The organism is Streptomyces sp. SID12488, assembly GCF_010548275.1.
Taxonomy (GTDB): domain Bacteria; phylum Actinomycetota; class Actinomycetes; order Streptomycetales; family Streptomycetaceae; genus Streptomyces.
Map to the genome: position 1 here is coordinate 85,434 of NZ_JAAGLT010000023.1, position 26,060 is coordinate 111,493.

Annotated in this window: 16 protein-coding genes; 12 read left to right on the plus strand and 4 right to left on the minus strand. The window is 68.3% G+C overall.

Annotation, left to right across the window (positions count from 1 at the left end):
- The first annotated feature begins 164 nt into the window (after nt 1-164).
- Nucleotides 165-3,461: a GH92 family glycosyl hydrolase gene (locus tag G3I56_RS29665; protein ID WP_164414255.1), complete on the plus strand. Its 3,297-nt coding sequence runs from the start codon at nt 165-167 to the stop codon at nt 3,459-3,461.
- Nucleotides 3,462-3,473: 12 nt separating this feature from the next.
- Complete coding sequence (locus G3I56_RS29670; protein ID WP_164414257.1) at nt 3,474-3,881, plus strand: hypothetical protein; 408 nt, start codon at nt 3,474-3,476, stop codon at nt 3,879-3,881.
- Nucleotides 3,882-3,913: 32 nt separating this feature from the next.
- On the opposite strand, the gene G3I56_RS29675 is transcribed toward G3I56_RS29670, so the two are convergent.
- Nucleotides 3,914-7,735 carry a GH92 family glycosyl hydrolase gene (locus G3I56_RS29675; RefSeq protein WP_164414259.1) on the minus strand — a complete coding sequence of 1,274 codons (3,822 nt, stop codon included), beginning with the start codon at nt 7,733-7,735 and terminating at the stop codon, nt 3,914-3,916.
- Nucleotides 7,736-8,188: 453 nt separating this feature from the next.
- Between G3I56_RS29675 and ngcE the strand changes: the two genes are divergently transcribed.
- The 9 genes from ngcE to G3I56_RS29720 all read left to right on the plus strand — a co-directional run bounded on the left by ngcE (nt 8,189) and on the right by G3I56_RS29720 (nt 20,447).
- Nucleotides 8,189-9,685 carry an N-acetylglucosamine/diacetylchitobiose ABC transporter substrate-binding protein gene (gene ngcE / locus G3I56_RS29680; RefSeq protein ID WP_239135179.1) on the plus strand — a complete coding sequence of 499 codons (1,497 nt, stop codon included), beginning with the start codon at nt 8,189-8,191 and terminating at the stop codon, nt 9,683-9,685.
- 60 nt (nt 9,686-9,745) lie between these two features.
- Nucleotides 9,746-10,672 carry a sugar ABC transporter permease gene (locus G3I56_RS29685; RefSeq protein WP_164414261.1) on the plus strand — a complete coding sequence of 309 codons (927 nt, stop codon included), beginning with the start codon at nt 9,746-9,748 and terminating at the stop codon, nt 10,670-10,672.
- A gap of 5 nt (nt 10,673-10,677) precedes the next feature.
- Nucleotides 10,678-11,604, plus strand: coding sequence for a carbohydrate ABC transporter permease (locus G3I56_RS29690; protein WP_164414263.1), 927 nt, complete (start codon nt 10,678-10,680; stop codon nt 11,602-11,604).
- A gap of 192 nt (nt 11,605-11,796) precedes the next feature.
- The gene (locus tag G3I56_RS29695; protein WP_164414265.1) at nt 11,797-12,996 is read left to right on the plus strand and encodes an ROK family transcriptional regulator; all 1,200 of its coding nucleotides are present in this window, start codon (nt 11,797-11,799) and stop codon (nt 12,994-12,996) included.
- 122 nt (nt 12,997-13,118) lie between these two features.
- Entirely contained in the window at nt 13,119-14,210 is a 1,092-nt protein-coding gene (locus G3I56_RS29700) for a substrate-binding domain-containing protein (protein WP_239135180.1), read from the plus strand.
- Nucleotides 14,211-14,468: 258 nt separating this feature from the next.
- Complete coding sequence (locus G3I56_RS29705) at nt 14,469-15,260, plus strand: ATP-binding cassette domain-containing protein (RefSeq protein ID WP_078507121.1); 792 nt, start codon at nt 14,469-14,471, stop codon at nt 15,258-15,260.
- The gene (locus G3I56_RS29710; RefSeq protein ID WP_164414267.1) at nt 15,257-16,579 is read left to right on the plus strand and encodes a sugar ABC transporter permease; all 1,323 of its coding nucleotides are present in this window, start codon (nt 15,257-15,259) and stop codon (nt 16,577-16,579) included. Before G3I56_RS29705 ends, G3I56_RS29710 begins: the two co-directional genes overlap by 4 nt.
- A gap of 288 nt (nt 16,580-16,867) precedes the next feature.
- Nucleotides 16,868-18,793 carry a 1-deoxy-D-xylulose-5-phosphate synthase gene (gene dxs / locus G3I56_RS29715; RefSeq protein ID WP_164414269.1) on the plus strand — a complete coding sequence of 642 codons (1,926 nt, stop codon included), beginning with the start codon at nt 16,868-16,870 and terminating at the stop codon, nt 18,791-18,793.
- A gap of 157 nt (nt 18,794-18,950) precedes the next feature.
- Nucleotides 18,951-20,447, plus strand: coding sequence for an amino acid permease (locus tag G3I56_RS29720; protein WP_164414271.1), 1,497 nt, complete (start codon nt 18,951-18,953; stop codon nt 20,445-20,447).
- Nucleotides 20,448-20,496: 49 nt separating this feature from the next.
- Here the strand turns inward: G3I56_RS29720 and G3I56_RS29725 are convergent, their stop codons facing one another.
- Complete coding sequence (locus tag G3I56_RS29725) at nt 20,497-20,874, minus strand: NYN domain-containing protein (protein WP_164414273.1); 378 nt, start codon at nt 20,872-20,874, stop codon at nt 20,497-20,499.
- Between the two features lie 93 nt (nt 20,875-20,967).
- Between G3I56_RS29725 and G3I56_RS29730 the strand changes: the two genes are divergently transcribed.
- Complete coding sequence (locus G3I56_RS29730; RefSeq protein WP_164414275.1) at nt 20,968-22,038, plus strand: hypothetical protein; 1,071 nt, start codon at nt 20,968-20,970, stop codon at nt 22,036-22,038.
- Between the two features lie 258 nt (nt 22,039-22,296).
- On the opposite strand, the gene G3I56_RS29735 is transcribed toward G3I56_RS29730, so the two are convergent.
- Both G3I56_RS29735 and G3I56_RS29740 read right to left on the minus strand, forming a co-directional pair.
- Nucleotides 22,297-24,423, minus strand: coding sequence for a 3-hydroxyacyl-CoA dehydrogenase NAD-binding domain-containing protein (locus G3I56_RS29735; protein ID WP_164414277.1), 2,127 nt, complete (start codon nt 24,421-24,423; stop codon nt 22,297-22,299).
- Nucleotides 24,420-25,646, minus strand: a complete 1,227-nt coding sequence (locus G3I56_RS29740) for an acetyl-CoA C-acyltransferase (RefSeq protein WP_164414279.1) — start codon at nt 25,644-25,646, stop codon at nt 24,420-24,422. The genes G3I56_RS29735 and G3I56_RS29740 overlap by 4 nt, the downstream gene beginning before the upstream one ends.
- Nucleotides 25,647-26,060 lie beyond the last annotated feature (414 nt).

A 26,060-nucleotide genomic window follows, 5' to 3' on the forward strand; every position in this document is an offset into this window, starting at 1 on the left:
CACAGTCCCCCGTAGGAGTGGACCCGGCACCCTGCACGCATGACCGGTGTGCGCGTCGCCTCGGAGGCGTTCGACCTCCCGTGGTACCGCTGGCGCACGTCACTGTCCCCGCGGCTTGTGCGACCTGTGGTGCGCGACCCGTCCGAAGGAGGAGGGGCCGCGTCATGCGTGTCCGCCCTACGTCACTGCTGCTGGCCGCCGCCCTGGTGCTCGGCATGCCCGCCCCGACGCTCGCGGCGACGGCGGTACCCCCGAACCCCCTGGCCCTGGTCCAGAACCCCACTGCGTACGTCGATCCGCTCATCGGTACCAGGAAGGGCGGCGACGTCTTCCCGGGCGCGGTCGTCCCCTTCGGCATGCTCTCCTGGAGCCCGGAGAACACCCGGGGCGACGCCACCCGCACGGCTGCCCCAGGCGGCTACCACTACGACGTCACCCGCATCCGGGGCTTCAGCCTCACCCACATGTCCGGCACGGGCTGTGCGGGCGGCAGCGGCGACATCCCGTTCTTCCCGTACGCCGGTCGGGTCACGTCCTCCCCGGCGAGCGACACCAAGGACGCGGTGTACGCGGCCGACTTCAGTCACGCCGACGAGACGGCGGAGCCCGGCCACTACAAGGTGGGCATGGCGTCCGGCGTCACCGCCGACCTCACGGCGACCACTCGCACCGGTTCAGCCCGCTTCACCTATCCGCCCGAGCAACCGGCGTCGATGCTGATCCGGACCGCCAACTCCGAGGTGGGATCGACGGATTCGACGGTCACGATCGACCCCACCGCCCGCACGGTCTCCGGCTCGGTCACCTCCGGCAACTTCTGCGGCCACCTGGACCCGGAGGGCCGACGCCCGTACTACACCCTCCACTTCACGGCCCGCTTCGACCGCGCCTTCAAGGCGACGGGCACCTGGCAGGACGACAGGCTGAGCCCGGGTACCACCTCCGCGTCCGGCGGAACGGGCGGCTTCACCGCCGACAAGGGCCGTCCCGTAGCGGGCAAGGGGGCAGGCGGATATGTGGAGTTCGAGGCCGGCGCGGGCCCGGTGGGCGTCAAGGTCGGTGTCTCGTACGTCAGTCGAGCGGGCGCCGAGGCCAATCTCGCGGCCGAGAACCCGCCGACCCGCCCCTTTACGTCGGTCCGGTACGCAGCCGAACGCGCCTGGCGGGACAGGCTCGCCGCCATCAGGGTCGGCGGCGGCACGGAAGCCGAGCGCACCACCCTCTACACCGCCCTCTACCACTCCCTCCTCCACCCGAACGTCATCAGCGACGCCGACCGCCGATACCGGGGCGCCGACGGCGGGGTCCACCGGGTCCGGGCGAGGTACGACCACCAGTACGGCACCTTCTCCGGCTGGGACGTCTACCGCTCCCAGGTCCAGCTGCTCACCCTCCTCGACCCCGACACCGGCTCGGACATCGCCCAGTCTCTCTACGAACTCGCCTGCCAGAACGGTGGGTTGTGGGACCGCTGGCTGCACGGCGCGAGCGGCACCCACGTAATGAACGGCGACCCCTCACCCGCCTCCCTCGCCGGCATCCGCGCCTTCGGCGGCAGACGCTTCGACCTGCGCGGCGCGCTGGACTCCCTGCTCCGGGCGGCGATCGTACCGACGCGGCAGGACCTCTCCCCGGCGGGCAGACCGGTCCTCTCGGTCGGTCAACGCCCCTCCCTGGATCAGTACTTGGCGCACCACTACATGCCCTCGGTGTCCAACGCCTGGGGCGGCGCCGCGGAGACGCTGGAGATGTCGGGGGCGGACTTCGCGCTCGCCGAACTGGCTCGCGCGGCGGGAAGGACGAGTACGGCGGACACCTTCATGAAGCGCGCCCAGTGGTGGCAGAACAACTTCGACATCGCGGCCCATCGCGGCGGCGGCTACATCACCAACCGCAAGACGGACGGCAGTTGGGTTCCCGGCTTCACCCCGGCCACCGGCAACGGCTTCGTCGAGGGTACGGCGGCCCAGTACACCTGGATGGTCCCGCACAACCCGGCGGGCCTCTTCGCGGCGATGGGCGGCACCGCCAAGGCGGTCGACCGCCTGGACGCCTTCTTCCACCACGCCGACGGCAGCTGGGCACTCACCGGCAGCGGCGGCGAGAATTCCGAGCTGGACAACGAGCCCTCGGTCAACGTGCCCTACCTGTACGCCTACGCGGGCGCACCGCACAAAACCCAGGAGACGGTGCGCGCGGCGATGACGAGGCTCTGGTCGACCCGCCCGGACGGCATCCCCGGCAACGACGACCTGGGCGCGATGTCCTCCTGGTACGTCTTCGCAGCGCTCGGCATGTACCCACAGGTGCCGTCCCGAGCCGAACTGATCCTGGCCTCACCCCTGTTCCCGAGGATCGAGATCAACCGCCCTTACGGCAACGACATCTCGATCCGCGCACAGGGTGCGGCGGCGGAAGCCCCGTATGTCCAGTCCCTCGCCGTCAACGGCCTTACGAGGGACCGCCCCTGGCTCCCGGCGTCCTTCGTCCGGCGCGGCGGCACCCTGGACTACACCCTCGCCGCGGCCCCGAACCCCACCTGGGGCGCTGCTCCGTCCGATGCCCCGCCGTCCTTCCGGGCGGGCGAGCAGCCGTACCAGATCGGCGTCGGCCCCACCACGGCGACGCTCGCACCGGGCGGCAGCGCGGGGGTGGACATCCGGGCTGTGTCCCTGACGGGCGCCGCCACCCCGGGCCCGGAGGTGCGCTTCGAGGTGGAGACGCCGACCGGCGTAACGGCAACGCCCGCCTCCGGCCAGCTGGTTGACGGCACCCAGCGGATCACGCTCACCGCGCAGCCCGGGATCGGCCAGGGCTTCTACGAGGCGACGATCAAGGTGACGTCGACGGACAATACGGCGTACGAGCAGCCGATCGCCCTCACGGTGGCGGCCCCCGGCTCCCTCCTCGCCGCCTACGACAACACGAGCACCTCCGACGACACCGGCGACCACACCGAGGCCGACTACGACGGCGGCGGCTGGAGCTACTCCCGCCAGGCCATGGCAGCGGCGGGCCTGACCCCGGGAACGCGGGTGAGCCTCCCGACAGGCTTGACCTTCACCTGGCCGACCTCACCGCCGGGCCGCCCGGACAACGCGTCGGCGACGACTCAGACGATCCGACTCGCCTCCCAGGCAACCCGGTTGTCGTTCATCGGCAGCGGCGTCTTCGGCAACCAGCAGACGACGGCGACGGTCACCTACACCGACGGCACCACCGACACGACCGACCTCGCCCTCACCGACTGGACCCTCGGCGGCGGCACGGGAACCGTCCACTACGGCAACGAGATCGTCGCCCGGACCCCGTACCGGAACGTCTCGGGAACGGGCCGCGACCCGGTCCCGACGTACGTTTTCGCGACCAGCCCGTTCCAGGCACCACCAGGCCGGAGCATCGCGAGCGTACGTCTCCCGGCCAATGCCAACATGCACGTGTTCACCCTCGCTGTTGGCTGACACCATCGATGGATGGGGCGACGGCCGAACCTTCCCGAGGAGTTCAGGTCCGAGGCGCGCATCGCCTTCGCGTTCCTCGTCGAGAGTGAGGGCCTTTCCGAGCCGGAGGATCACGACCTCCGGTGGGGGTTCTACGGCTCTCAGCTGACGTACCACCGCGCGGACCTGGAAGTACGCATCAGTTTCTATGGCGGACGCGAGTCAGAGGTGTGCGCGCGTCTGATCCTGATCGCGCCGGACGGCACCCGAGGGCGAGGTGCGTCGCTGGACGGCCTCTACACAGCCGTCGGCTGCGGCCCACCCCAGGACGTCCCCGGCACAGTCCACAACCGGCGCTCCATGCTCAAGCGCATCCACCAACACGCCGAAGCCCTAAGCCGGTTGCTGCCCCGCCTCCCCGCCCGCTTCCCCGAGCCCTGAACGGGGAAGCGGACCCGAGGAGCCACGGATGATCAGCCCAGCAACTCCACCTCCGCCAACGTCGACTGCCCGTCCAGCACCAGCCGGTACCGCGCATACGACCCCGCGAACGCCACCGAGAACGCCCGGGTCTGCCGGTCCCACCTGAACGACTCACCCGAACGCCGGTCCAGTGTCCGCCAGTCGGTGCCGTCCGGCGACCCCTGCAGTACCCAGCCCGTCGGAGCCTCGGTCCGGTCCGAGGACGTCAGTGTGTACTGAACGGCTTTCGTGGCACCGGCGATCGGCAGCTCCACGGACCCCACCGTCGCGTCGGTCGCCGACGTGTTGTCGAACAACGCGCCCCCACCGGTCACCACATCCGCCCGAGGCGTCGGCACCTCGTCGTCCTGGGTGATCGACACCGGCGCCGCGCTCTTGGCCGCTCCCCAGGCCGAAGTCTCGGGACCCATGTCGAACTCCAGGGTTCCACCCCGGGAGACGATCGAGTGGGGGAGTGAAGTCGACGTCCAGGGCAGGCCGTTGACCTTCAGGCCTTGTACGTACACGTTCCGCACGTTGTTGTCCGGAGCCTTGATCACCAGGTCCCGGCCGTTCTCCAGGTGGACGGTCGCTTTGGTGAACAGCGGGGAGCCGATGGCGTATTCGCCGCTGCCCATGACCAGCGGATAGAAGCCGAGCGCCGAGAACAGATACCAGGCCGACTGCTCGCCGTTGTCCTCGTCGCCGTGGTAGCCCTGCCCGATCTCGCTGCCCGTGTAGAGCCGGGACAGGACCTCGCGGACGTTCTTCTGTGTCTTCCAGGGCCGGCCGGCCGCGTCGTACATGTAGTTCACGTGGTGGGCCACCTGGTTGGAGTGGCCGTACATGCCCATCCGGACGTCCCTGGCCTCCGTCATCTCGTGGATGACCCCCTTGTACGAGCCCACGAACTCCGGTGACGCGGTCTCCGGGGTCTCGAAGTAGTCGTCGAGCTTGTCCGCGAGCCCCGCCCGGCCGCCGTACAGGTTGGCCAGGCCCCGGCTGTCCTGCGGGGCCGTGAAGGCGTAACCCCAGCCGTTCGTCTCCGTGTAGTCGTGGCCCCAGACACGCGGGTCGTACGCCGACGACTCCACCCGCCAGTCGCCCTGCGCGTTCCGACCCTGGAAGAAGCCGGCCCTGGTGTCGAACAACCGCACATAGTCCTGGGCCCGGTTGAGGAAGTACTCGGACTCCTCCTTGTACCGTTTCGCGCCCGTCTCCCGGTACAGCTCCTCGCCCATCCGGGCGATGCCGTAGTCGTTGAGGTAGCCCTCCAGCGCCCACGACAGGCCCTCACGCGTCTCGGTGCTCGTGTAGCCGAGGAAGGGCGAGGTCGCCATGCCCTTGCGGCCCACGCCGGATGTCGGGGGCACGACGGTCGCGTTCTTCACGGCCGCGTCGTACGCCGACTTCGCATCGAAACCGACACCCTTCACATAGGCGTCGGCGAACGCCACGTCCGACGAGGTGCCCGTCATCAGGTCGGCGTACCCGGGGGAGGACCAGCGTGAGGTCCAGCCGCCGTCCTTGTACTGCTGCACGAACCCGTCGACCATCTCACCAGCCTGACGTGGCGTCAGCAGCGAGTACGCCGGCCAGGTCGTCCGATACGTGTCCCAGAAGCCGTTGTTGACGTACACCTTGCCATCCACGATCTTCGCCCCGGTGTGCGTCGGGGTGTCGGGGCCCGGCATCGGGGAGAACGGCGACGCGTACTGGTACTTCGAACCGACTTTCTCGAAGCCGGAGTTGGGGTACAGATACAGCCGGTACAGGCTGGAGTACAGCGTCGTCAGCTGGTCCGGCGTGGCCCCCTCCACCTCGACCTTCCCGAGCAGCCCGTCCCACTGCCGTTGCGCACCGGCCCGTACCGTCTCGAAGGACGTACCGTCCGGAATCTCCTGGCGCAGATTGGCCTTGGCCTGGTCGACGCTGATGAGCGAGGTGGCCAGCCGAAGCGTCACCACCCCGGTCGGCGCCCTGAACCGGAGATAGCCCTTGACCCCGCTCGACGACCCCTCCGTGACCACCGCGTCGTCGTCGAACACCCCGTACACGAACAGCCGGGTCGCCCCCGTGGACAGTCCCGACTTCACGTCCGAGTAGCCGGTGAAGGTGCCGTTGTCCTGGTCGAGGGTCAGACCGGCCTGGTCGGTGACGTTGTCGAACAGGACGCTCGCGTCGGCGCCGGGGTAGGTGAAGCGCAGGACCGCCGCGTGGTCGGTCGGGGTCATCTCGGCCTTGACGCCGTTCTCGAACCGCACCCCGTAGTAGTAGGGCCGCGCGGTCTCGTTCTCGTGCCGGAAGGCCAGCGCCCGTGCCGTGCGGCCGGTGTCCGGGGTGCCGGCGGCGGCCGACGGCATCACCTGGAAGGTCTGCCGGTCGCCCATCCAGGGGCTCGGCTCATGACTCGCGCTGAACGCCTGGATCGTCGGCAGGTTGTCGGCGTTGTTGGCCCGCGCGTAGTCGTACAGCCAGCTCAGCGAGCCCGCGTTGGTCACCGGCGTCCAGAAGTTGAAGCCGTGCGGCACTGCCGTCGCGGGGAAGTTGTTGCCCCGGGAGAAGCCGCCGCTGGAGTTGGTGCCCCGGGTCGTCATCGCGTAGTCGGACAGGTGTTCCCGAGGCGGCTCGGGGGCGACGGACCGGAGTGTCACGTCGTCGAGCCAGCCCCGGAACCTTGCGGGACCGGTCGGCGAGTCGTACGCCACCAGCACCCGGTCGACGGTCCTTCCCTGCGCCACGGACCCGATCCGCGAGGCCACGTGGTTCCACTGGTTGACGTACAACCCCTTGGCCGCGCCCTGCCCCTGCGGCGTCAGCGCGAAGCCGTGCTGGTCGACCGCCTGAAGTTCACTCAGAAGGGTTCCGTCCGTGAAGGCCAGGTCCACCGAGACGTTCGTGGCGGCGTAGTCGAGATCGCCGTCCGCCATGGACGGGAAGATCCGGTACGACAGCTCGGTGTCCCGGTCGACGGCCACGTTCACGTCGAACACCTTGTTGGCCGAGTACGCCCGTCCGGCCGCCCGGTGTGTTCCGGCGTACCGCAGCGCCCGTTTGCCCGTGAAACCGGCGCGGGCCTTCGCGGTCGGCGAGCCGCTCGGGCCGCGGTCGACCAGCGACAGCATGTCCCGGGGCACGGGCGCGTCGACGCTGCCCGTCGAGAACTGGACATCGGCGAGCTGCGTGATGGCGCCCCCGTTGTTCCGTCCGATGTCGAGCCGGAAGTGCTGGTACTCGGCAGGTGCTGACAGGTCGTAAGACCTGGTCCGGAAACGCTCGGCGAACGACTCGCCCGTGCGGCTGTCGAGGGTCTTCCAGCCCGTCGTCCCGTCCGCTGAGCCCTGGAGCGTCCAGTCGGCCGGGTCGCGCTCGGCGTGGTCGTTCGCCGAGGTCAGCGCATAGGTGACGACCTTGACCGGCTCGTCCAGGTCGAACTCCGCCCAGCCGCTCGACGCGAACGTCAGCCATTTGGTCCCCGGCACACCGTCGACGAGGTTCTCCTTCACCTCGCCCCCGCCGGTGTTCTCGCCGCTCGCCCGTACGTCCGTCACATGGTCGGTCACATTGCCTGGAATGCCGCTGCTGTAGCCGCCGTCGACACCCGAGGCCCGCTTCGTGCCGTCCGGCCCGGTGTCGACGGTGTTCAGCCAGTCCGGCGCCGGCTCACCCGCCTCGAACGAGGAGACGAACTCCCGGTCGGCGGCCTGTGCGGTGACCGGCAGAGCGGTCGCCGCACCCTGCCCACCGATCACCAGTGCGAACACCGCTGCGATGGCCGGAATTGATCCGAACTGCCATCCGTACCGAGCCCTGTACCGAACTCCCTGCCGCATGCGAGAGCACCCTCCCTGCCGTCGGACAACGTTGTCACCTTGGCTGCGCAGGAACCAGTAGGGAGTGAAGTGGTCAGTGGTGTCAAGGGTGTTGGGTGTGGCATTCGGGCCCAATATCGCGAATTTTTCGCGCAAAGGGATGCGTGTGGTCCACACATTTCCGCGAGGTCTCAACTCGGAAAAGACCCGCGACCAACCATGCATTCGATCTTGCCCCTTTGACGGGAAGTGGACTATACCTGTCGGCATCTGCCACTGTTCGACCGGCCGACGTCAGGTGTGAGGGGAGCCGGAAGGGTGGTTTGACGTGCCGAACGCGCGGCCCGCCGGGTATTCCCTCTGATCAGGGCGCATCACGCACTAAGTACTTCCTGCACGACCCAGTTCGACCCGATCGCGGTGCCGGGAGGTCCGGTTCACCGCCTGAGTCCTGGAGAAGGCGAGGACTTGAGCATGGGATCCACTTCCGACGAGAGCCGCACCCCCCACCGCACCACCGGTACCACCAGAACCACCACCGGCACCACGGCCACCGGCCTCGGCCGCCGCGACCTGATCCGACGATCAGCCGCGCTCGGCCTGATCTCCGTCCCCACGATGAGCTTCCTGGCCTCCTGTGCGAGCAGCGGCGGAGGAGACGAGGACAAGGCCAAGGCGGGTACGAAGACCGCGAAGAACCCCCTGGCGGTCAACGACAGCGCCCAGCTGGAGTTCGTGCTCTTCGACGGCGGCTTCGGCAAGGAGTACGCCGAGGACGCGGTCAAGATCTACGAGCAGAACTTCCCGAAGGCGAAGGTCAAGTTCTCCGCCACCCAGAAGATCCAGTCCACGCTCCAGCCCCGCTTCAACCAGGGCACCCCGCCGGACCTGATCGACAACTCGGGCGCCGAGCAGATGGACATGGGCGTCCTGGCAGGCAAGAACCAGCTCGCCGACCTCACCCCGCTGCTGGACGCCCCGTCCTACGACGACCCGAACAAGAAGGTCCGCGACACACTGCGGCCGGGCATCGTCGAGATGGGCCAGCTCGACGGCGACCCGGTGTGGATCATGTACTACGCCTACACGGTGTACGGCGTCTGGTACTCCCAGAAGGCCCTGGACTCGCTCGACGCCACCTACCCGGAGACGTGGGACGAGATGCTCGCCGTGTGCGAGAAGGCCAAGAAAAAGGGCATCGCCGGCTGGACCTACGCGGGCAAGTACCCGTACTACCTGCCCTTCTCGCTCTACGCGATGATCGGCAAGGTCGGCGGCGTCGAGGTCCTCAACGCCATCGACAACCTGGAGCCGAACGCCTGGAAGGCCCCGGCTGTCAAGGCCTGTTTCGAGGCGTACTACGAGCTCTACAGGAAGGGGTACGTCCTCAAGGGCACCCCCGGTCTCGACCACATCCAGTCGCAGACCGCGTGGGCCAAGGGCAAGGCGCTGTTCATCCCGAACGGCTCCTGGGTGGAGAACGAGTCGGCCAACGTCATCCCCGCCGACTTCGACCTCGCCGTCTCTGCGCCGACCGGCATCGACGCCTCCGACAAGCTGCCGTTCGGCACGATCTGGGCCTCCGGCGGCGAGCCGTTCATCGTCCCGGCCAAGGCGAAGAACACCGCGGGCGGCATGGAACAGCTGCGCATCATGCTCAGCGAGGCCTCCTCGAAGAACTTCACCACCAAGGTCAAGTCACTGACCGCGTACAACGGCGGCACCGACGGCATCACCCTCACCCCGGGACTCAAGTCCGGTGTGGCGGCGCTGGAGAAGGCAGGCGACAACGTCGTCAACCCGCGCCTCCAGGACTGGTACGGGCAGCTGCAGAAGGAGAAGATCGGCGTGTCCGGGCTCGGCGAGATGATGGCCGGACGGCTCACCCCGGCCGAGGCCATCAAGAAGATCCAGGACTACGCCGACGAGACCGCGAAGGACTCGTCGATCAAGCACTACAAGCACCAGTGATCAGAAGCCGATGATCTGTCACCAGCGGCGGCACCCGCGCACGGAACGGGGTCTGTGGTAATGCAGCACGGCAAGTACCGCTTCATCGTGGGATTTTTGGCGGTCCCTCTCGGGCTGTACGCACTTTTCGTCATCTGGCCGTTCATCCAGTCCATCTATTACTCGTTCACGGACTGGACCGGACTGAGCCCGGAATTCAAGATGGTGGGCTTCGACAACTACAAGAGGATGCTCGACGACGACATCTTCTGGAAGTCGTTGCAGCACAGCCTCCTGTTCGCGTTGGTGCTGCCGCTGGTGACGATCAGTCTGGCGCTGTTCTTCGCCTTCATGATCAATGTCGGCGGCAAGCGGCGCCGCGGCGGACCGGTGATTTCCGGGGTCCGCGGTTCCTCCTTCTATAAAATCGTCTACTTCTTTCCGCAGGTGCTGTCGATCGCGATCGTCGCGCTGCTGTTCGCCTTCGCGTACAACCCGGACAGCGGCTCCATCAACTCGCTGCTGCGCGGCATCGGGCTCGACAGCGTCCAGCCGCTCTGGCTGGGCGACCCGAGCCTCGCCCTGTGGTGTGTGATGGCGGTGCTGGTCTGGTCGACGGTCGGCTTCTTCGTGGTGCTGTTCTCCGCGGGCATGGCGTCCATCCCGGCGGACCTGTACGAGGCCGCGCTGCTCGACGGCGCGGGCCGGGCCACCACGTTCTTCCGGATCACCCTGCCGCTGCTGTGGGACACCGTGCAGTCCGGCTGGGTCTACATGGGCATCCTCGCGCTGGGCGCCGAGTCGTTCGCGGTCGTCCAGATCATGACGACCGGGCCCGGCGGACCGGACTACTCGACGACCGTCATGGTCCTGTACGTCTACCAGAAGGCCTTCCGCGACGGTCAGGCCGCCTACGCAACCACCATCGGGGTCGCCCTGCTCGTCGTCACGCTGGCCTTCGCGGCCCTCGTGCTGCGGCTGGGCCGGCGCGAGCGGCTGGAGTACTGACACACATGAAGACGACCGACAGCACACCGCCGGACACGGTTGCCCAGCAGCCCGGAGGGCCCGTGCGCAAGGAGAACCCGTCCGGGAAGGAGAAGCGCGAGAAGAAGGAGGGCACGGTCCTCAACGTCTTCTCGCACGGCGTGCTCGTCCTGTGGGCGTTCATGGTCGCGATGCCGCTCGTGTGGGCGGTGATGACGTCCTTCAAGGACGACAACGCGATCTTCAGCTCGCCCTGGTCCCTGCCGGACAAGCTGCACTTCGACAACTGGGCGCGGGCCTGGACCGACGCCAACATGAGCGACTACTTCCTCAACACCATCCTGGTGGTGGGCGGTTCGCTCATCGGCACCCTGGTGCTGGGCTCGATGGCGGCGTACGTCCTGGCTCGCTTCGACTTCCCGGGCAAGGGGTTCATCTACTACCTGTTCATCGGCGGCATGAGTTTCCCGATCATGCTGGCGCTGGTCCCGCTGTTCTACGTCGTGAACAACATGGGCCTGCTGAACACGATCCACGGGCTGATCCTGGTCTACATCGCCTACTCACTGCCGTTCACTGTCTTCTTCCTGACCGCGTTCTTCCGGACCCTGCCGACCTCGGTGGCGGAGGCGGCCTTCGTCGACGGGGCCTCGCACTCCCGGACCTTCTTCCAGATCATGCTGCCCATGGCCAAGCCCGGCCTGATCAGCGTGGGCATCTTCAACTTCCTCGGCCAGTGGAACCAGTACATGCTGCCGACGGTGCTCAACACCGACCCCGACAAAAGGGTCCTCACCCAGGGCCTGGTGCAGCTGGCCGCCAGCCAGGGCTACAAGGGCGACTGGTCGGGTCTCTTCGCCGGCCTGGTGATGGCGATGATCCCGGTACTCGCCGCGTACATCGTCTTCCAGCGCCAGGTGGTGACGGGACTCACGGCGGGCGCGTTGAAGTAACCGGAACCTTCCGTTCAGTCGCCGTACGCGCGCGTGCATACCGCAAACCGTGCACGCGCGCAGGTATGTGTACAAGACCTCGGATGCAGTTCAACCTCTTGACGGGAGGTGACCCGAACGGCTCAGCTTAGAGTTCACTAGTTGGACATAGACGGGGCCTCATCGAAGCGGTCCCGCGCGCAGGAGGTCGTCGTGGAGACTCCGGGGTCGCAGTCGTCACTGCACCGAGCCAACCTGGAACGGGTCGTACGGGCGGTGCGCCTCGCCGGGTCGCTCACGCAGGCCGAGATCGCCAGGACCACCGGTCTGTCCGCGGCCACGGTGTCCAACATCGTCCGCGAGCTGAAGGACGGTGGAACCGTCGAGGTCACGCCCACCTCGGCGGGCGGCCGAAGGGCCCGGGCGGTCTCGCTGAGCGGGGATGCGGGCATCGTGATCGGCGTCGACTTCGGGCACACGCACCTACGGGTCGCGGTCGGCAACCTCGCCCACCAGGTGCTGGCCGAGGAGTCCGAGCCGCTGGACGTGGACGCCTCCGCCGCGCAGGGCTTCGACCGGGCGGAAGAGCTGGTCAATCGCCTGATTGCAGCAACGGGCGTCGACCGTTCCAAGATCGCCGGCGTGGGCCTGGGCGTACCGGGTCCGATCGACGTGGAGTCGGGCACCCTGGGCTCCAGCGCGATACTGCCCGGCTGGAGCGGTACCAGACCGGGTGAGGAGCTGCGCGGGCGCCTGGACGTGCCGGTGTACGTGGACAACGACGCCAACCTCGGCGCCCTCGGTGAGCTGGTCTGGGGCAGTGGCCGGGGGGTGCGCGACCTGGCGTACATCAAGGTCGCGAGCGGTGTCGGGGCCGGACTGGTGATCGAGGGCAAGATCTACCGGGGTCCGGGTGGCACAGCGGGAGAAATCGGGCATATTACTCTTGATGAATCCGGCCCCGTCTGCCGCTGCGGAAACCGGGGCTGCCTGGAGACCTTCGCGGCGGCGCGCTATGTGCTGCCACTCCTCCAGTCCAGCCACGGAACCGACCTGACCATGGAAGGTGTCGTGCGGCTGGCGCGGGACGGCGACCCGGGCTGCCGTCGCGTGATCGCCGACGTCGGCCGTCATATCGGCAGTGGAGTCGCCAATCTCTGCAATCTGCTGAACCCGAGCAGGGTGGTCCTCGGCGGTGATCTCGCCGAGGCCGGTGAGCTGGTGCTCGGTCCCATAAGAGAGTCTGTCGGCCGCTATGCGATTCCCAGTGCGGCACGTCAACTGTCCGTTCTTCCAGGGGCACTTGGAGGTCGTGCGGAGGTGCTCGGAGCGCTCGCTCTCGCGTTGAGCGAAATGGGCGATTCGACCCTTTTGGACGGCACGCTGCATGCAGCGACTCCTGCCTTCACCTAGAGAACGAACAAAGCCGTTGCCAACCCGTTAAGGATTTACTTCTTGACGTCGCACGTGTGGCCGAGTTGACTTCCAGCCACCTCGGCCGCAGCGTTGCGGCCCTGTCAGGGAGGCACCACCAAATGAACGCGATGATGCGTAGAGTCGTGATCGGTACCACCGCTGTTTCCATGGCCCTCGCCGTGGCGGCTTGTGGCAAGGCCGGCGACGACAAGGACAAGGACAGCGGTTCGGGCGACAAGACCATCGGTCTGCTGCTCCCCGACAGCGTGACCGCGCGCTACGAGAAGTTCGACAAGCCGTTCTTCGTGGCCAAGGTCAAGGAACTGTGTTCCGACTGCAAGGTCGAGTACGCGAACGCCGCCGGTGACGCGGCCAAGCAGGCCCAGCAGGTCAGCAGCATGATCACCAAGGGTGTCAAGGTGATCGTGGTCAGCGCCCAGGACTCCGCGGCCATCAAGTCCTCCATCCAGACGGCGGTCGACAAGGGCATCAAGGTCGTCGCGTACGACCGTCTGGCCCAGGGCCCGGTCTCCGCGTACGTCTCCTTCGACAACGTCAAGGTCGGTCAGCTCCAGGGTGAGGCCCTGATCGCCTCCCTCGGCGCGAAGGCGACCCCGAAGGCCAAGGTCGTCATGATCAACGGTGACGACGCCGACCCGAACGCCGGTCAGTTCAAGAAGGGCGCGCACGAAGCCCTCGACGGCAAGGTCGACATCGCCTACGAGCAGTCCGGCCTGTGGAAGGACACCGTCGCCGCCCAGAAGATGTCGGCCGCCATCACGCAGCTCGGCGCCAAGAACATCGCGGGCGTCTACGCCGCCAACGACGGCATGGCCGGTGGCATCGCCAACACCCTGAAGGGCGCGGGCATCAGCGGTATCCCGCTGACCGGCCAGGACGCGGAGCTCGCGGGCATCCAGCGCATCGTCGCCGGCACCCAGTCCAGCACCGTCTACAAGGCCTTCAAGCCGGAGGCCGACGCCGCCGCCCAGATCGCGGTCAACCTGCTCGACGGCAAGAGCATCGACTCGCTCGCCACCGAGACCCTGACCAGCGGCTCCGGCAACAAGGTGCCCTCGCAGCTGCTGACCCCGGTGTCGGTCACCAAGGCCAACATCGCGGACACGGTCGTCAAGGACAAGCTCTACACCGTCGCCGAGATCTGCGCCGGCGAGTTCGCCGCCGCCTGCAAGACCGCCGGTCTTCAGTAGTCGGCCGCCACACCCAGGACCGCCGGCACCGGGCGAGCGCCACACGCGCCCACCCGGACATGACCGCCCGGCGGTCCCGCGAGACCTGTCCGACGCCCGACCCGGCCTTCATACCCCGCTGCCGGGCCGGGCGTCGGACGGAACCGTTGCCATCGGCGGCGGACTCGCGCATGTTCGTCCTGTAAACCCGTGCCATTGCGCACACCCCTCCGCGCCTACCCCAAGCGCGGCATCCCCGCCGGTCAGGCGGCGAAGGAGATGGTTCACGTGTCCGCTACGCCCGTGTTGGCGTTGCGCGGAGTCTCCAAGCGGTTCGGTGCGGTCCAGGCCCTCACCGACGTAGAGCTGGAGGTCCACCCCGGAGAAGTGGTCGCCCTTGTGGGCGACAACGGCGCAGGAAAGTCGACCCTGGTCAAGACGATCGCGGGCGTTCACCCCATCGATGAGGGCGTCATCGAGTGGGAGGGCAACCCGGTCAGCATCAACAAGCCGCACGACGCACAGGGACTCGGCGTCGCGACCGTCTATCAGGACCTCGCCCTGTGCGACAACCTCGATGTGGTCGGCAACCTCTACCTCGGGCGCGAGCTGCTGCACCGCGGTGTCATCGACGAGGTGTCGATGGAGAAGAACGCCCGGGAACTGCTGAGCACGCTCTCCATCCGTATCCCGAGCGTGCGCATCCCGATCGCCAGCCTCTCCGGCGGTCAGCGCCAGGTCGTCGCCATCGCGCGCGCCCTGATCGGCGACCCCAAGGTCGTCATCCTCGACGAGCCCACCGCCGCCCTCGGCGTCGAGCAGACCGCCCAGGTCCTCGACCTGGTCGAGCGGCTGCGCGAGCGCAACCTCGGCGTCATCCTCATCAGTCACAACATGGCCGACGTGAAGGCGGTCGCGGACACCGTCCACGTCCTGCGCCTCGGCAAGAACAACGGCTCCTTCCCGGTGAAGACCACGAGCCACGAAGAGATCATCGCCGCGATCACCGGAGCCACGGACAACGCCGTGACCCGTCGTGCGGGGCGTCGCGACACGGAGGCGGCAAAGTGAGCGACACGTCCAAGACCGTGAAGCCCGACCCAGGGGCGGAGCACCAGAACACGGTGGCACCCGCCGACGACCCGACCGCGGCGCCGGTGTCCGTCGTCGACCCGCGTCTGCTGGTCCGCGACGAGGGCCTCAAGGGCTACGTCACCGAGTTCAAGCGCAAGGTGAAGGGCGGTGAGCTGGGCTCGCTGCCGGTCGTCATCGGCCTGATCGTCATCTGGACGATCTTCCAGCTCCAGAACGACCGCTTCCTCAGCGCCGACAACCTCTCCAACATCAGCTACTACCTCTCGGCCACCGGCATGCTCGCCATCGGTCTGGTGTTCGTGCTGCTGCTCGGTGAGATCGACCTCTCCGTCGGCTCGGTCAGCGGTTTCGCGTCCACGCTCTTCGCCGTCTTCGTGGTCACCCACGGGATGAACGGCTGGCTGGCGCTGATCCTGACCATCGTGACCGGTGTCGGCATCGGCGCGCTGCACGGCTGGTTCTTCGCCAAGATCGGCGTACCCGCGTTCGTCGTGACGCTGGCCGGTTTCCTCGGCTGGAACGGCCTGATGCTGTGGCTGCTCGGCTCCAGCGGCACCATCAACATCCCGGCCGACCACGGCCCGGTCAAGCTGTTCGGCCAGAGCTCCTTCTTCATGGACCAGGCAGTCATCGGCGCCTATCTGCTGGCCGGTCTCGGTGTCCTGTCGATGCTCGTCGGCTCCTTCGGCGAACAGCGCCGGCGCAAGGCCGCGGGGGTGCCCTTCCGGCCCACCAGTGAGATCGCTCTGCGGGTCGGCGCGCTCGGTGTGGCGTCCTTCGCTGCCGCGGCCGTGCTGAACAACTCGGCCGGTGTGTCCAACGCCCTGGTGATCTTCCTCGCGGCGCTGGTGATCGTGGACTTCGTGCTCCGCCGTACGACGTACGGCCGCAAGGTCTTCGCGGTCGGCGGTGGCATCGAGGCGGCCCGCAGGGCCGGTATCAACGTGCCGATGATCCGCATCACCGTGTTCGCCATCTCCGGCGGGTTCGCGGCGATCGGCGGTATGTTCTTCGCAGGTCAGACGGCGAGTGCGACGCTGAACGCGGGTGGTGGCAACACGCTGATGCTCGCCATCGCGGCGGCGGTCATCGGTGGTACCAGCCTGTTCGGCGGGCGGGGCACGGTGTGGTCTGCGCTGCTGGGCATGCTGGTGATCCAGTCGATCCAGACGGGTCTGGACCTGCTGAACATGAACACGTCGATCCAGTACATGATCACCGGTGCGGTGCTGTTGGGCGCGGTTGTCATCGACTCCGTGTCCCGGCGGAGCCAGAAGGCTGCCGGCCGGGCGTAGCGGGTTGGCGTCGTGGGGGGTTGCGCCAGTTCGCCGGCTGCGGCCTGTCCGTGGCTGGTCGCGCAGTTCCCCGCGCCCCTGCAAGTCGCCTGCGGCGTACTTTCGAACGATTGTGCCCGGCACCCGTATCGGGGTGCCGGGCACAGGCGTGTCATAGACGGCACATTTCTTGGGTACGGCCGATCGCGTGACGTATCACGCAGAGGCCGGGCGTCGGTTGCGAAGGCGGAACACTAGACTCGACACGCCCGGCGAAAGCTCGATCAGCTCTACTGCAAGGAGGCACGGGTGCCGCTGCTGACCCGCATCAAGGGACCGCGCGATCTTGACCGGCTCAGCCTGGAACAGCTCGACCAGCTGGCCGAGGAGATCCGGACCTTCCTCGTCGACGCGGTCTCCAAGACCGGCGGCCACCTCGGCCCCAACCTCGGGGTCGTCGAGCTCACCATCGCGCTGCACCGGGTCTTCGAGTCGCCGAAGGACAAGGTGCTGTGGGACACGGGCCACCAGTCCTACGTCCACAAGCTGCTCACCGGCCGCCAGGACTTCTCGCGGCTGAAGATGAAGGGCGGCCTGTCGGGCTACCCCTCGCAGGCCGAGTCCGAGCACGACGTCATCGAGAACTCGCACGCCTCGACGGTCCTCGGCTGGGCCGACGGTCTCGCGAAGTCCAACCAGGTGCTGAAGCGCGACGACCACCACGTGGTCGCCGTCATCGGTGACGGCGCGCTCACCGGCGGTATGGCCTGGGAGGCGCTGAACAACATCGCCGACGCCAAGGACCGCCCGCTGGTCATCGTCGTCAACGACAACGAGCGTTCGTACGCGCCGACCATCGGCGGCCTCGCCAACCATCTGGCCACCCTGCGCACGACGGACGGCTACGAGCGGTTCCTCGCCAAGGGCAAGGACCTGCTGGAGCGCACCCCGGTCGTCGGCAGGCCGCTGTACGAGACCCTGCACGGCGCCAAGAAGGGCCTCAAGGACTTCATCGCCCCGCAGGGCATGTTCGAGGACCTGGGGCTCAAGTACGTCGGCCCGATCGACGGCCACGACATCGAGGCCCTGGAGTCCGCGCTGGCCCGCGCCAAGCGCTTCGGCGGCCCGGTCATCGTGCACTGCCTCACCGAGAAGGGCCGCGGCTACCAGCCCGCCCTCCAGGACGAGGCCGACCGCTTCCACGGCATCGGCCCCATCCACCCCGACACGGGCCTGCCGGTCAAGGCCTCGGGCGCCGACTGGACCTCCGTCTTCGGCGACGAGATGGTCGAGCTGGGCCGGGAGCGCGAGGACATCGTCGCGATCACGGCCGCGATGCTCCAGCCGGTCGGTCTGAAGAAGTTCGCGGACGCCTTCCCGGACCGCATCTACGACGTCGGCATCGCCGAGCAGCACGGCGCCGTCTCGGCGGCCGGGCTGGCCACCGGGGGAGTGCACCCCGTCTTCGCGGTGTACGCCACCTTCCTCAACCGGGCCTTCGACCAGGTCCTCATGGACGTGGCGCTGCACAAGTGCGGTGTGACGTTCGTGCTCGACCGGGCCGGCGTCACCGGCACCGACGGGGCTTCGCACAACGGTATGTGGGACATGTCGATCCTCCAGGTCGTCCCCGGCCTCAGGCTCGCCGCTCCGCGCGACGCCGACCAGGTCCGCGCCCAGCTCCGGGAGGCCGTCCAGGTCGACGACGCGCCGACCGTGGTCCGCTTCTCGAAGGGCGCCGTCGGCCCCGCCGTACCCGCGGTGGGACGCGTCGGCGGCATGGACGTGCTGCTCGAGCCCGGCACCGACACGCCGGACGTGCTCCTCGTCTCCGTGGGCGCTCTGGCGCCGATGTGCCTGGAGATCGCCGGGCTGCTGGACCAGCAGGGCATCTCGACCACCGTCGTCGACCCGCGCTGGGTCAAGCCGGTCGACGAGGCCATGGCACCGCTCGCCGAGCGACACCGCGTGGTCGTCACCGTCGAGGACAACTCCCGGGTGGGCGGCGTCGGTTCGGCCGTCGCACAGGCCCTGCGGGACGCGGGGGTCGACGTACCGCTGCGCGACTTCGGTATCCCGCCGCGCTTCCTCGACCACGCCTCCCGGGCCGAGGTCATGGCGGAGATCGGCCTGACGGCACCGGACATCGCCCGCCAGGTCACCGGGCTGGTCTCCAGGATCGACGGACGGTTCGAGCAGTCCGAGGTCGACTCGGTGGAGTCCACTCGGGACTGACCCGCGACTGACCCACGGCTGAGCTCTGATGGGCCGGTTTCCCCACTCTTTACGGTGGTGGGACCGGCCCATTAGCGTGAAATCCCTCGCGCCGGGGCAGGCGCACCACGCCCGCTCTTGATCATGTCCGGGACGACACAGCGTGGGAGGTACGCCCGTGAGCAGCACCCTCTTCAGGACGAAGAAGGTCGAACAGTCCATCCGCGACACCGAGGAACCAGAACACGCGCTCAAGAAATCCCTGTCCGCGCTGGATCTGACGGTCTTCGGCGTCGGTGTCATCATCGGCACCGGCATCTTCGTCCTCACCGGCACGGTCGCCAAGAACAACGCCGGCCCCGCCGTCGCCCTGGCCTTCGCGGTCGCCGGGGTCGTCTGCGCCCTCGCGGCGCTCTGCTACGCCGAGTTCGCGTCCACGGTCCCGGTGGCCGGGTCCGCGTACACGTTCTCCTACGCCTCGCTCGGCGAACTGCCCGCCTGGATCATCGGCTGGGACCTGGTACTGGAGTTCGCGCTCGGTACGGCGGTGGTGGCCGTCGGCTGGTCCGGGTACATCACCTCGCTCCTCGACAACGCCGGCTGGCACCTGCCGGAGGTGCTCAGCGGCCGGGACGGGGCCGACGGCTTCGGCTTCGACATCCTCGCCGCGGCACTGGTCCTGGCACTGACCGGCATCCTCGTGCTCGGCACGAAGCTCTCCGCGCGCGTCACCTCGATCGTCGTCGCCATCAAGGTGACCGTCGTCCTCGTCGTGATCATCGCGGGCGCCTTCTTCGTCAAGGGCGACAACTACCGCCCGTTCATCCCGAAGGCGCAGGAGGTGCCGGCCGGTGACGGCCTCCAGTCGCCGCTCATCCAGCTGATGTTCGGCTGGGCACCGTCCAACTTCGGTGTGATGGGCGTCTTCACCGCCGCCTCGGTCGTGTTCTTCGCCTTCATCGGCTTCGACGTGGTGGCCACGGCCGCCGAGGAGACCAGGAACCCGCAACGGGACATGCCCCGGGGTATCCTCGGCTCCCTCGTCATCTGCACCGCCCTGTACGTCGCGGTGTCGATCGTGGTGACCGGCATGCAGCACTACACCGAACTGTCGGTGACCGCGCCGCTCGCCGACGCCTTCAAGGCCACCGGGCACCCGTGGTTCGCGGGCTTCATCAGCTTCGGCGCCGCCGTCGGCCTGACGACGGTCTGCATGATCCTTCTCCTCGGCCAGACCCGGGTCTTCTTCGCGATGAGCCGCGACGGTCTGCTGCCCCGCTTCTTCTCACACGTCCACCCACGCTTCAGGACCCCGCACCGGCCGACGATCCTGCTGGGCGTGATCATCGCGATCGTCGCCGGCTTCACCCCGCTGAGCGAACTCGCCGAACTGGTGAACATCGGGACGCTGTTCGCCTTCGTGGTCGTCGCGATCGGCGTGGTCATCCTCCGTAAATCCCGCCCCGACCTGCCCCGGGCCTTCCGGACCCCGTGGGTGCCGTTCATCCCGATCCTGTCGGTGCTCGCCTCGTTCTGGCTGATGCTGAATTTGCCCGCCGAGACCTGGCTTCGGTTCGGCGTATGGATGGCGATCGGCTTCCTCGTGTACTTCCTGTACGGCCGCTCCCACAGCCGCCTCGGACAGCAGCAGAAGGCGACGGCCGACACCAACTGACCTGAGCGGTCGGCGAAGTTGACGATGGCTCCGTACGGTACGACGTGTGCTAGTCGCTCCGAACCGTACGGGGCCCGGCGACCTCGGCGCCCAACTCCGTGACCCTGCGGCGTAGTTCACGATCGGCGGTGACGACGAGGCGCTCCCGGTCCGTGAACTCGGCGACCAGCTCGACCATCCGGTCGTCCCCGCTGCCGGGCGCCGACTCCACCCGTACGCCCGGAACCGAATCGACCCCACGAGCCGCGCCCTCGACCACCAGGACGATCTCCACGGGCCCCGCCCGCCCCGGCAGCCCGCTCTCCGCGTACGCCACCAGCCGGTCCCGCAGACGCTCCGCCGCCCCGCGCCGGTCCCGCCACCAGCCGTCGGGTACCGAGCCGACGACATTCGCCGCGTCGACGATCACGAGCAGAGGGGCATCCATGCGGATCAGGGTCGCACGCGGGACCGGAATCAGGGATACCGGATGAGGGGGCCGGGGGGCGCGGCGAAGGTAAGAGCACACTAAAGTAGTCCAGTGCCCATTGTTCCTCCTTCCCCTACCACGGCCGCGGGGCGTCCCGAGTCGGTCAACGGCGACTGGCTCATACGGGGTCGCGACGGCCGACTGAGCGCGTACGACGCCGTGGGAGACGGGATCGTCTGCCGCGCGGAGTCCCGGCCCGGCGGGCCCTGGCTCCCGCCCCGGCGCATCGGCGGCGACCTGCGCGTGCATGCCATGGTCGGCGTCGGCCAAGGCCCCGACGAATACGCACACTTGGCGACGTGGCGGCCCACGGTGAAGGGCGAGGCGGGCCTCGTCCACACCACGCACTTCCGGCCCGCCCTCGCCGCCCTCGACTGGACGCGCCTGGGTCACCCGAACGACAAGGGCGACTGGACCGGCGTACCGGCGGTCGCCGTCGACGCGGAGGGCCGCGCCCATGTCTTCGTACGGAACGCCGTGGGCGGTGTCAGCATGCGAGGCCAGAAGGAGCGCGGCGGGTGGGGCCCCTGGCGCGACCTCAAGGGCGAGGACGTGGAGGAGCAGTTGATGGCCGTCACGCGTGCCTCCGGACGCGTCGAGCTGTACGGCAACTCGCCTCACGGCATCCTGCGCTGGACGCAGCGCGGACCCGGCCACATCCCGGAACTCGACGAGACCCCGTTGAAGGTGACGGCCCGTCGGGGCAGCCTGCGGGCGCTGGTCACGTCCGACGACCATGTGACGCTGTTCTACACGGACGAGACGGACACGGTGTGCGTGTGGCGGGCGGGCAGCGAGCCGGTCGAACTGCTTCCGGTGGCCGGTCCCGGCCCGGTGTCGGTCATCCGCTGCACGCTGGACGAGGTCGACTGCACGTTGCTCGCGCAGCGCTCGGCGAGCGGGCGGGTGGCGTTCGCCGCGTATCCGACCGAGCAGGAGTCGGCGGGGGCGTGGTGGACCGAGTCGGGCCCTCAACTCCCCCTGGACGCAAGGGTGTCGCTGACGGAGGACGCGAACGGCAGAGTGGTCGCGGCGACGGCGGTTCCCGGGGGCGGGGAACTCAGGGTCGCCCGGCGAAAGCGGGAGGCGGGGCTGGCGCTGGAGGCGTGGGTCGTGGTGTGACGGGGTTTCCTCGCCCCCGCCGCCCCCTACCCGTCCCATCCCTGGGGGCTGCGCCCCCAGACCCCCGCTGTCGGCCCTGAAGGGGCCTCGTCCTCAAACGCCGGACGGGCTGAAAGATCCAGCCCCTCCGGCGTTTGAGGAGCGGGGTCTGGGGCGGAGCCCCAGAAGGACGGGACGGGTAGGGGCGGCGGGGGCGAAAAACCGAGTGCCCCGCACGCCACCACGGCGTACAGGGCACTCGGAAAGCACAACGAACCGTTACACCGGTACGGAAGCCACCCCAGCCTCCAGGAACCGCTTCCCGTTCACCCGCTCGGAGACACCCTCACGGTCCAGGTACGGCGTGACCCCGCCCAGGTGGAAGGGCCACCCCGCGCCGGTGATCAGGCACAGGTCGATGTCCTGGGCCTCGGCCACGACACCCTCGTCGAGCATGAGCCCGATCTCCTGGGCGACCGCGTCGAGCACCCGGTCCCGCACCTGCTCCTCGCTCAGGGCGACATCCCCCTGCTTCAGCAGCGCGGCGACCTCGGGGTCCAACTCGGGCTTCCCGCTGTCGTACACGTAGAAGCCACGCTTGCCGGCCTTGACGACGGCGGCGAGGTTCGGGGAGACCGTGAAGCGGTCCGGGAACGCCCGGTTGAGCGTCTCCGAGACGTGCAGGCCGATCGCCGGACCGACCAGCTCCAGCAGCACCAGCGGAGACATCGGCAGACCCAGCGGCTCCACCGCCTTCTCCGCGACCTCGACCGACGTACCCTCGTCGATCACGTTCTGGATCTCGCCCATGAAGCGGGTAAGGATACGGTTCACGACGAACGCCGGAGCGTCCTTCACGAGTACCGCGGTCTTCTTCAGCTTCTTGGCGACACCGAACGCCGTCGCCAGCGAGACGTCGTCGGTCTGCTCGCCGCGCACGATCTCCAGCAGCGGCAGGATCGCGACCGGGTTGAAGAAGTGGAAGCCCACGACCCGCTCGGGGTTCTTCAGCTTCGACGCCATCTCCGTCACCGACAGGGACGACGTGTTCGTCGCGAGGATCGCGTGCGCCGGGGCGACCGCCTCGACCTCCGCGAACACCTGCTGCTTGACGCCGATCTCCTCGAAGACGGCCTCGATGATGAAGTCCGCGTCGGAGAAGCCCTCCGCCTTGTCCAGCACACCGGTGACCAGGGCCTTCAGGCGGTTGGCCTTGTCCTGGTTGACGCGGCCCTTGAGCAGCAGCTTGTCGATCTCGCCGTGGACGTAGCCCACACCCTTGTCGACGCGCTCCTGGTCGATGTCGGTCAGCACGACCGGCACCTCGAGGCGGCGCAGGAAGAGCAGGGCGAGCTGCGAGGCCATCAGGCCCGCGCCGACGACGCCCACCTTGGTGACCGGACGCGCGAGCGACTTGTCCGGCGCACCGGCCGGACGCTTGCCGCGCTTCTGGACCAGGTTGAAGGCGTAGATGCCGGAGCGCAGTTCGCCACCCATGATCAGGTCGGCGAGCGCGACGTCCTCGGCGTCGTACCCCTTCTGCAGGTCGCCGTCCTTGGCCGCGGCGATGATGTCCAGCGCGCGGTAGGCGGCCGGGGCGGCACCGTGCACCTTGCTGTCGGCGATGAACCGGCCGCGCGCGACGGCCTGGTCCCAGGCCTCGCCACGGTCGATCGCGGGGCGCTCGACGACGATCTCGCCCTTGAGGACGGCGGCCGTCCACAGCAGCGACTGCTCCAGGAAGTCCGCGCCCTCGAAGAGCGCGTCGGCGATCCCGAGGTCGTAGACCTGGCCGCCCTTGAGCTGCTTGTTCTGGTTGAGCGAGTTCTCGATGATCACCGTGACGGCCTTGTCCGCACCGATCAGGTTCGGCAGGAGCGTGCAGCCGCCCCAGCCGGGAACCAGACCGAGGAAGACCTCGGGCAGCGAGAAGGCCGGCAGGGCCGCGGAGACGGTCCGGTACGAGCAGTGCAGACCGACCTCGACGCCACCGCCCATGGCGGCACCGTTGTAGTAGCCGAAGGTCGGGACCGCGATCTGGGCCAGCCGCTTGAAGACCTCGTGGCCGCCCTTGCCGATGGCGAGCGCGTCGGAGTGGTTCTTCAGGAGCTCGACGCCCTTGAGGTCCGCGCCGACCGCGAAGATGAATGGCTTGCCGGTGATGCCGACACCGACGATCTCACCGGCCGACGCCTCCTTCTCGACCTGGTCGATGGCGATGCTCAGGTTCGCCAGCGAGGCCGGGCCGAAGGTGGTCGGCTTGGTGTGGTCGAAGCCGTTGTCGAGGGTGATCAGCGCGAAACGACCGGCGTTGAACGGGAGATCGAGGTGGCGTACGTGCGCGGACGTCACGACCTCGTCGGGGAACAGCTCGGCCGCGCCCTTGAGGAGTTCGGTGGTGCTCACTTGTCGCCTCCGGCGTCCTTGTGGTTCGGGTTCTCCCAGATGACGGTGGCGCCCATGCCGAAGCCGACGCACATGGTGGTCAGGCCGTAACGGACCTCCGGCTGCTCCTCGAACTGGCGAGCGAGCTGCGTCATCAGACGCACACCCGACGAGGCGAGCGGGTGACCGAAGGCGATGGCGCCGCCGTACTGGTTCACGCGCGCGTCGTCGTCCGCGATGCCGTAGTGGTCGAGGAAGGCCAGCACCTGGACGGCGAAGGCCTCGTTGACCTCGAACAGACCGATGTCACCGATGCCGAGGCCGGCCTTGGCGAGGGCCTTCTCGGTTGCCGGGATCGGACCGTAGCCCATGACCTCGGGCTCGACGCCGACGAAGGCGTACGAGACCAGGCGCATCTTGACGGGCAGGTCGTTCTCGCGCGCGAAGTCCTCGGACGCGATGATCGACGCGGTGGCGCCGTCGTTCAGACCGGCCGCGTTGCCGGCGGTGACCCGCCCGTGCACACGGAACGGCGTCTTCAGCCCGCTCAGGTTCTCCAGGGTGGTCCCAGGGCGCATCGGCTCGTCGGCGGTGACCAGGCCGAAGCCCGTCTCGCCGACCTCCGCGTTGGTGTTCCGTACGGAGATGGGCACCAGGTCCTGCTGGATCTTGCCGTTGGCGTACGCCTTGGCTGCCTTCTCCTGCGAGCGCACGGCGTACTCGTCGGCGCGCAGCTTGGTGATGTGCGGGTAACGGTCGTGCAGGTTCTCGGCGGTCATGCCCATGAACAGGGCCGACTCGTCGACGAGCTTCTCACTCACGAAGCGCGGGTTCGGGTCGACGCCCTCGCCCATGGGGTGACGGCCCATGTGCTCGACGCCACCGGCGATGACGACGTCGTACGCGCCGAAGGCGATCGAGCCGGCGGTCGCGGTGACGGCGGTCAGCGCGCCCGCGCACATCCGGTCGATGGAGTAGCCGGGGACGGACTGCGGCAGCCCGGCGAGGATGCCCGCGGTGCGGCCCAGGGTCAGACCCTGGTCGCCGATCTGGGTGGTCGCGGCGATGGCGACCTCGTCGATCTTCTTCGGGTCGAGACCCGGGTTGCGGCGCAGCAGTTCCCGGATCGCCTTGACGACGAGGTCGTCGGCGCGGGTCTCGTGGTAGATGCCCTTCGGGCCCGCCTTGCCGAACGGGGTGCGGACGCCGTCGACGAAGACGACATCCCTGACGGTACGAGGCACGATGGCTCTCCTCCAAAGGTGCGGGACGGCTCTGCTGCGAAACGCAACCGCTGAGCGGGCGCTCAGGCCCATGCTACTTGCGGGTAACTCCGCTGCACACCCCTGGGGGGAGGAGCGGTGAACGTCACACGCTCACATGTTACCGCCGGTAAGTTCGAGTCGCCTCTCTGACCTGGTCCTACTGGGGCCGAAGCAGCTGTGACCTGCTAGGACGGGTGCAGCGACGATCGGAGGCAAGGGGATGCGACGGACTTCGAGATCCGGGAGGACCGGAACCGGAAGGCGCGCCGTCCGACGCGTGAGCGGGAGACATACCTTCGGCTCACGCAGTAGGGGCACAACAACACGGAAGCCTGCCGGATCGTCGGCATCAACGTGCGAACCGGCAAGAGATGGCGCGACGGCCGGCACTCG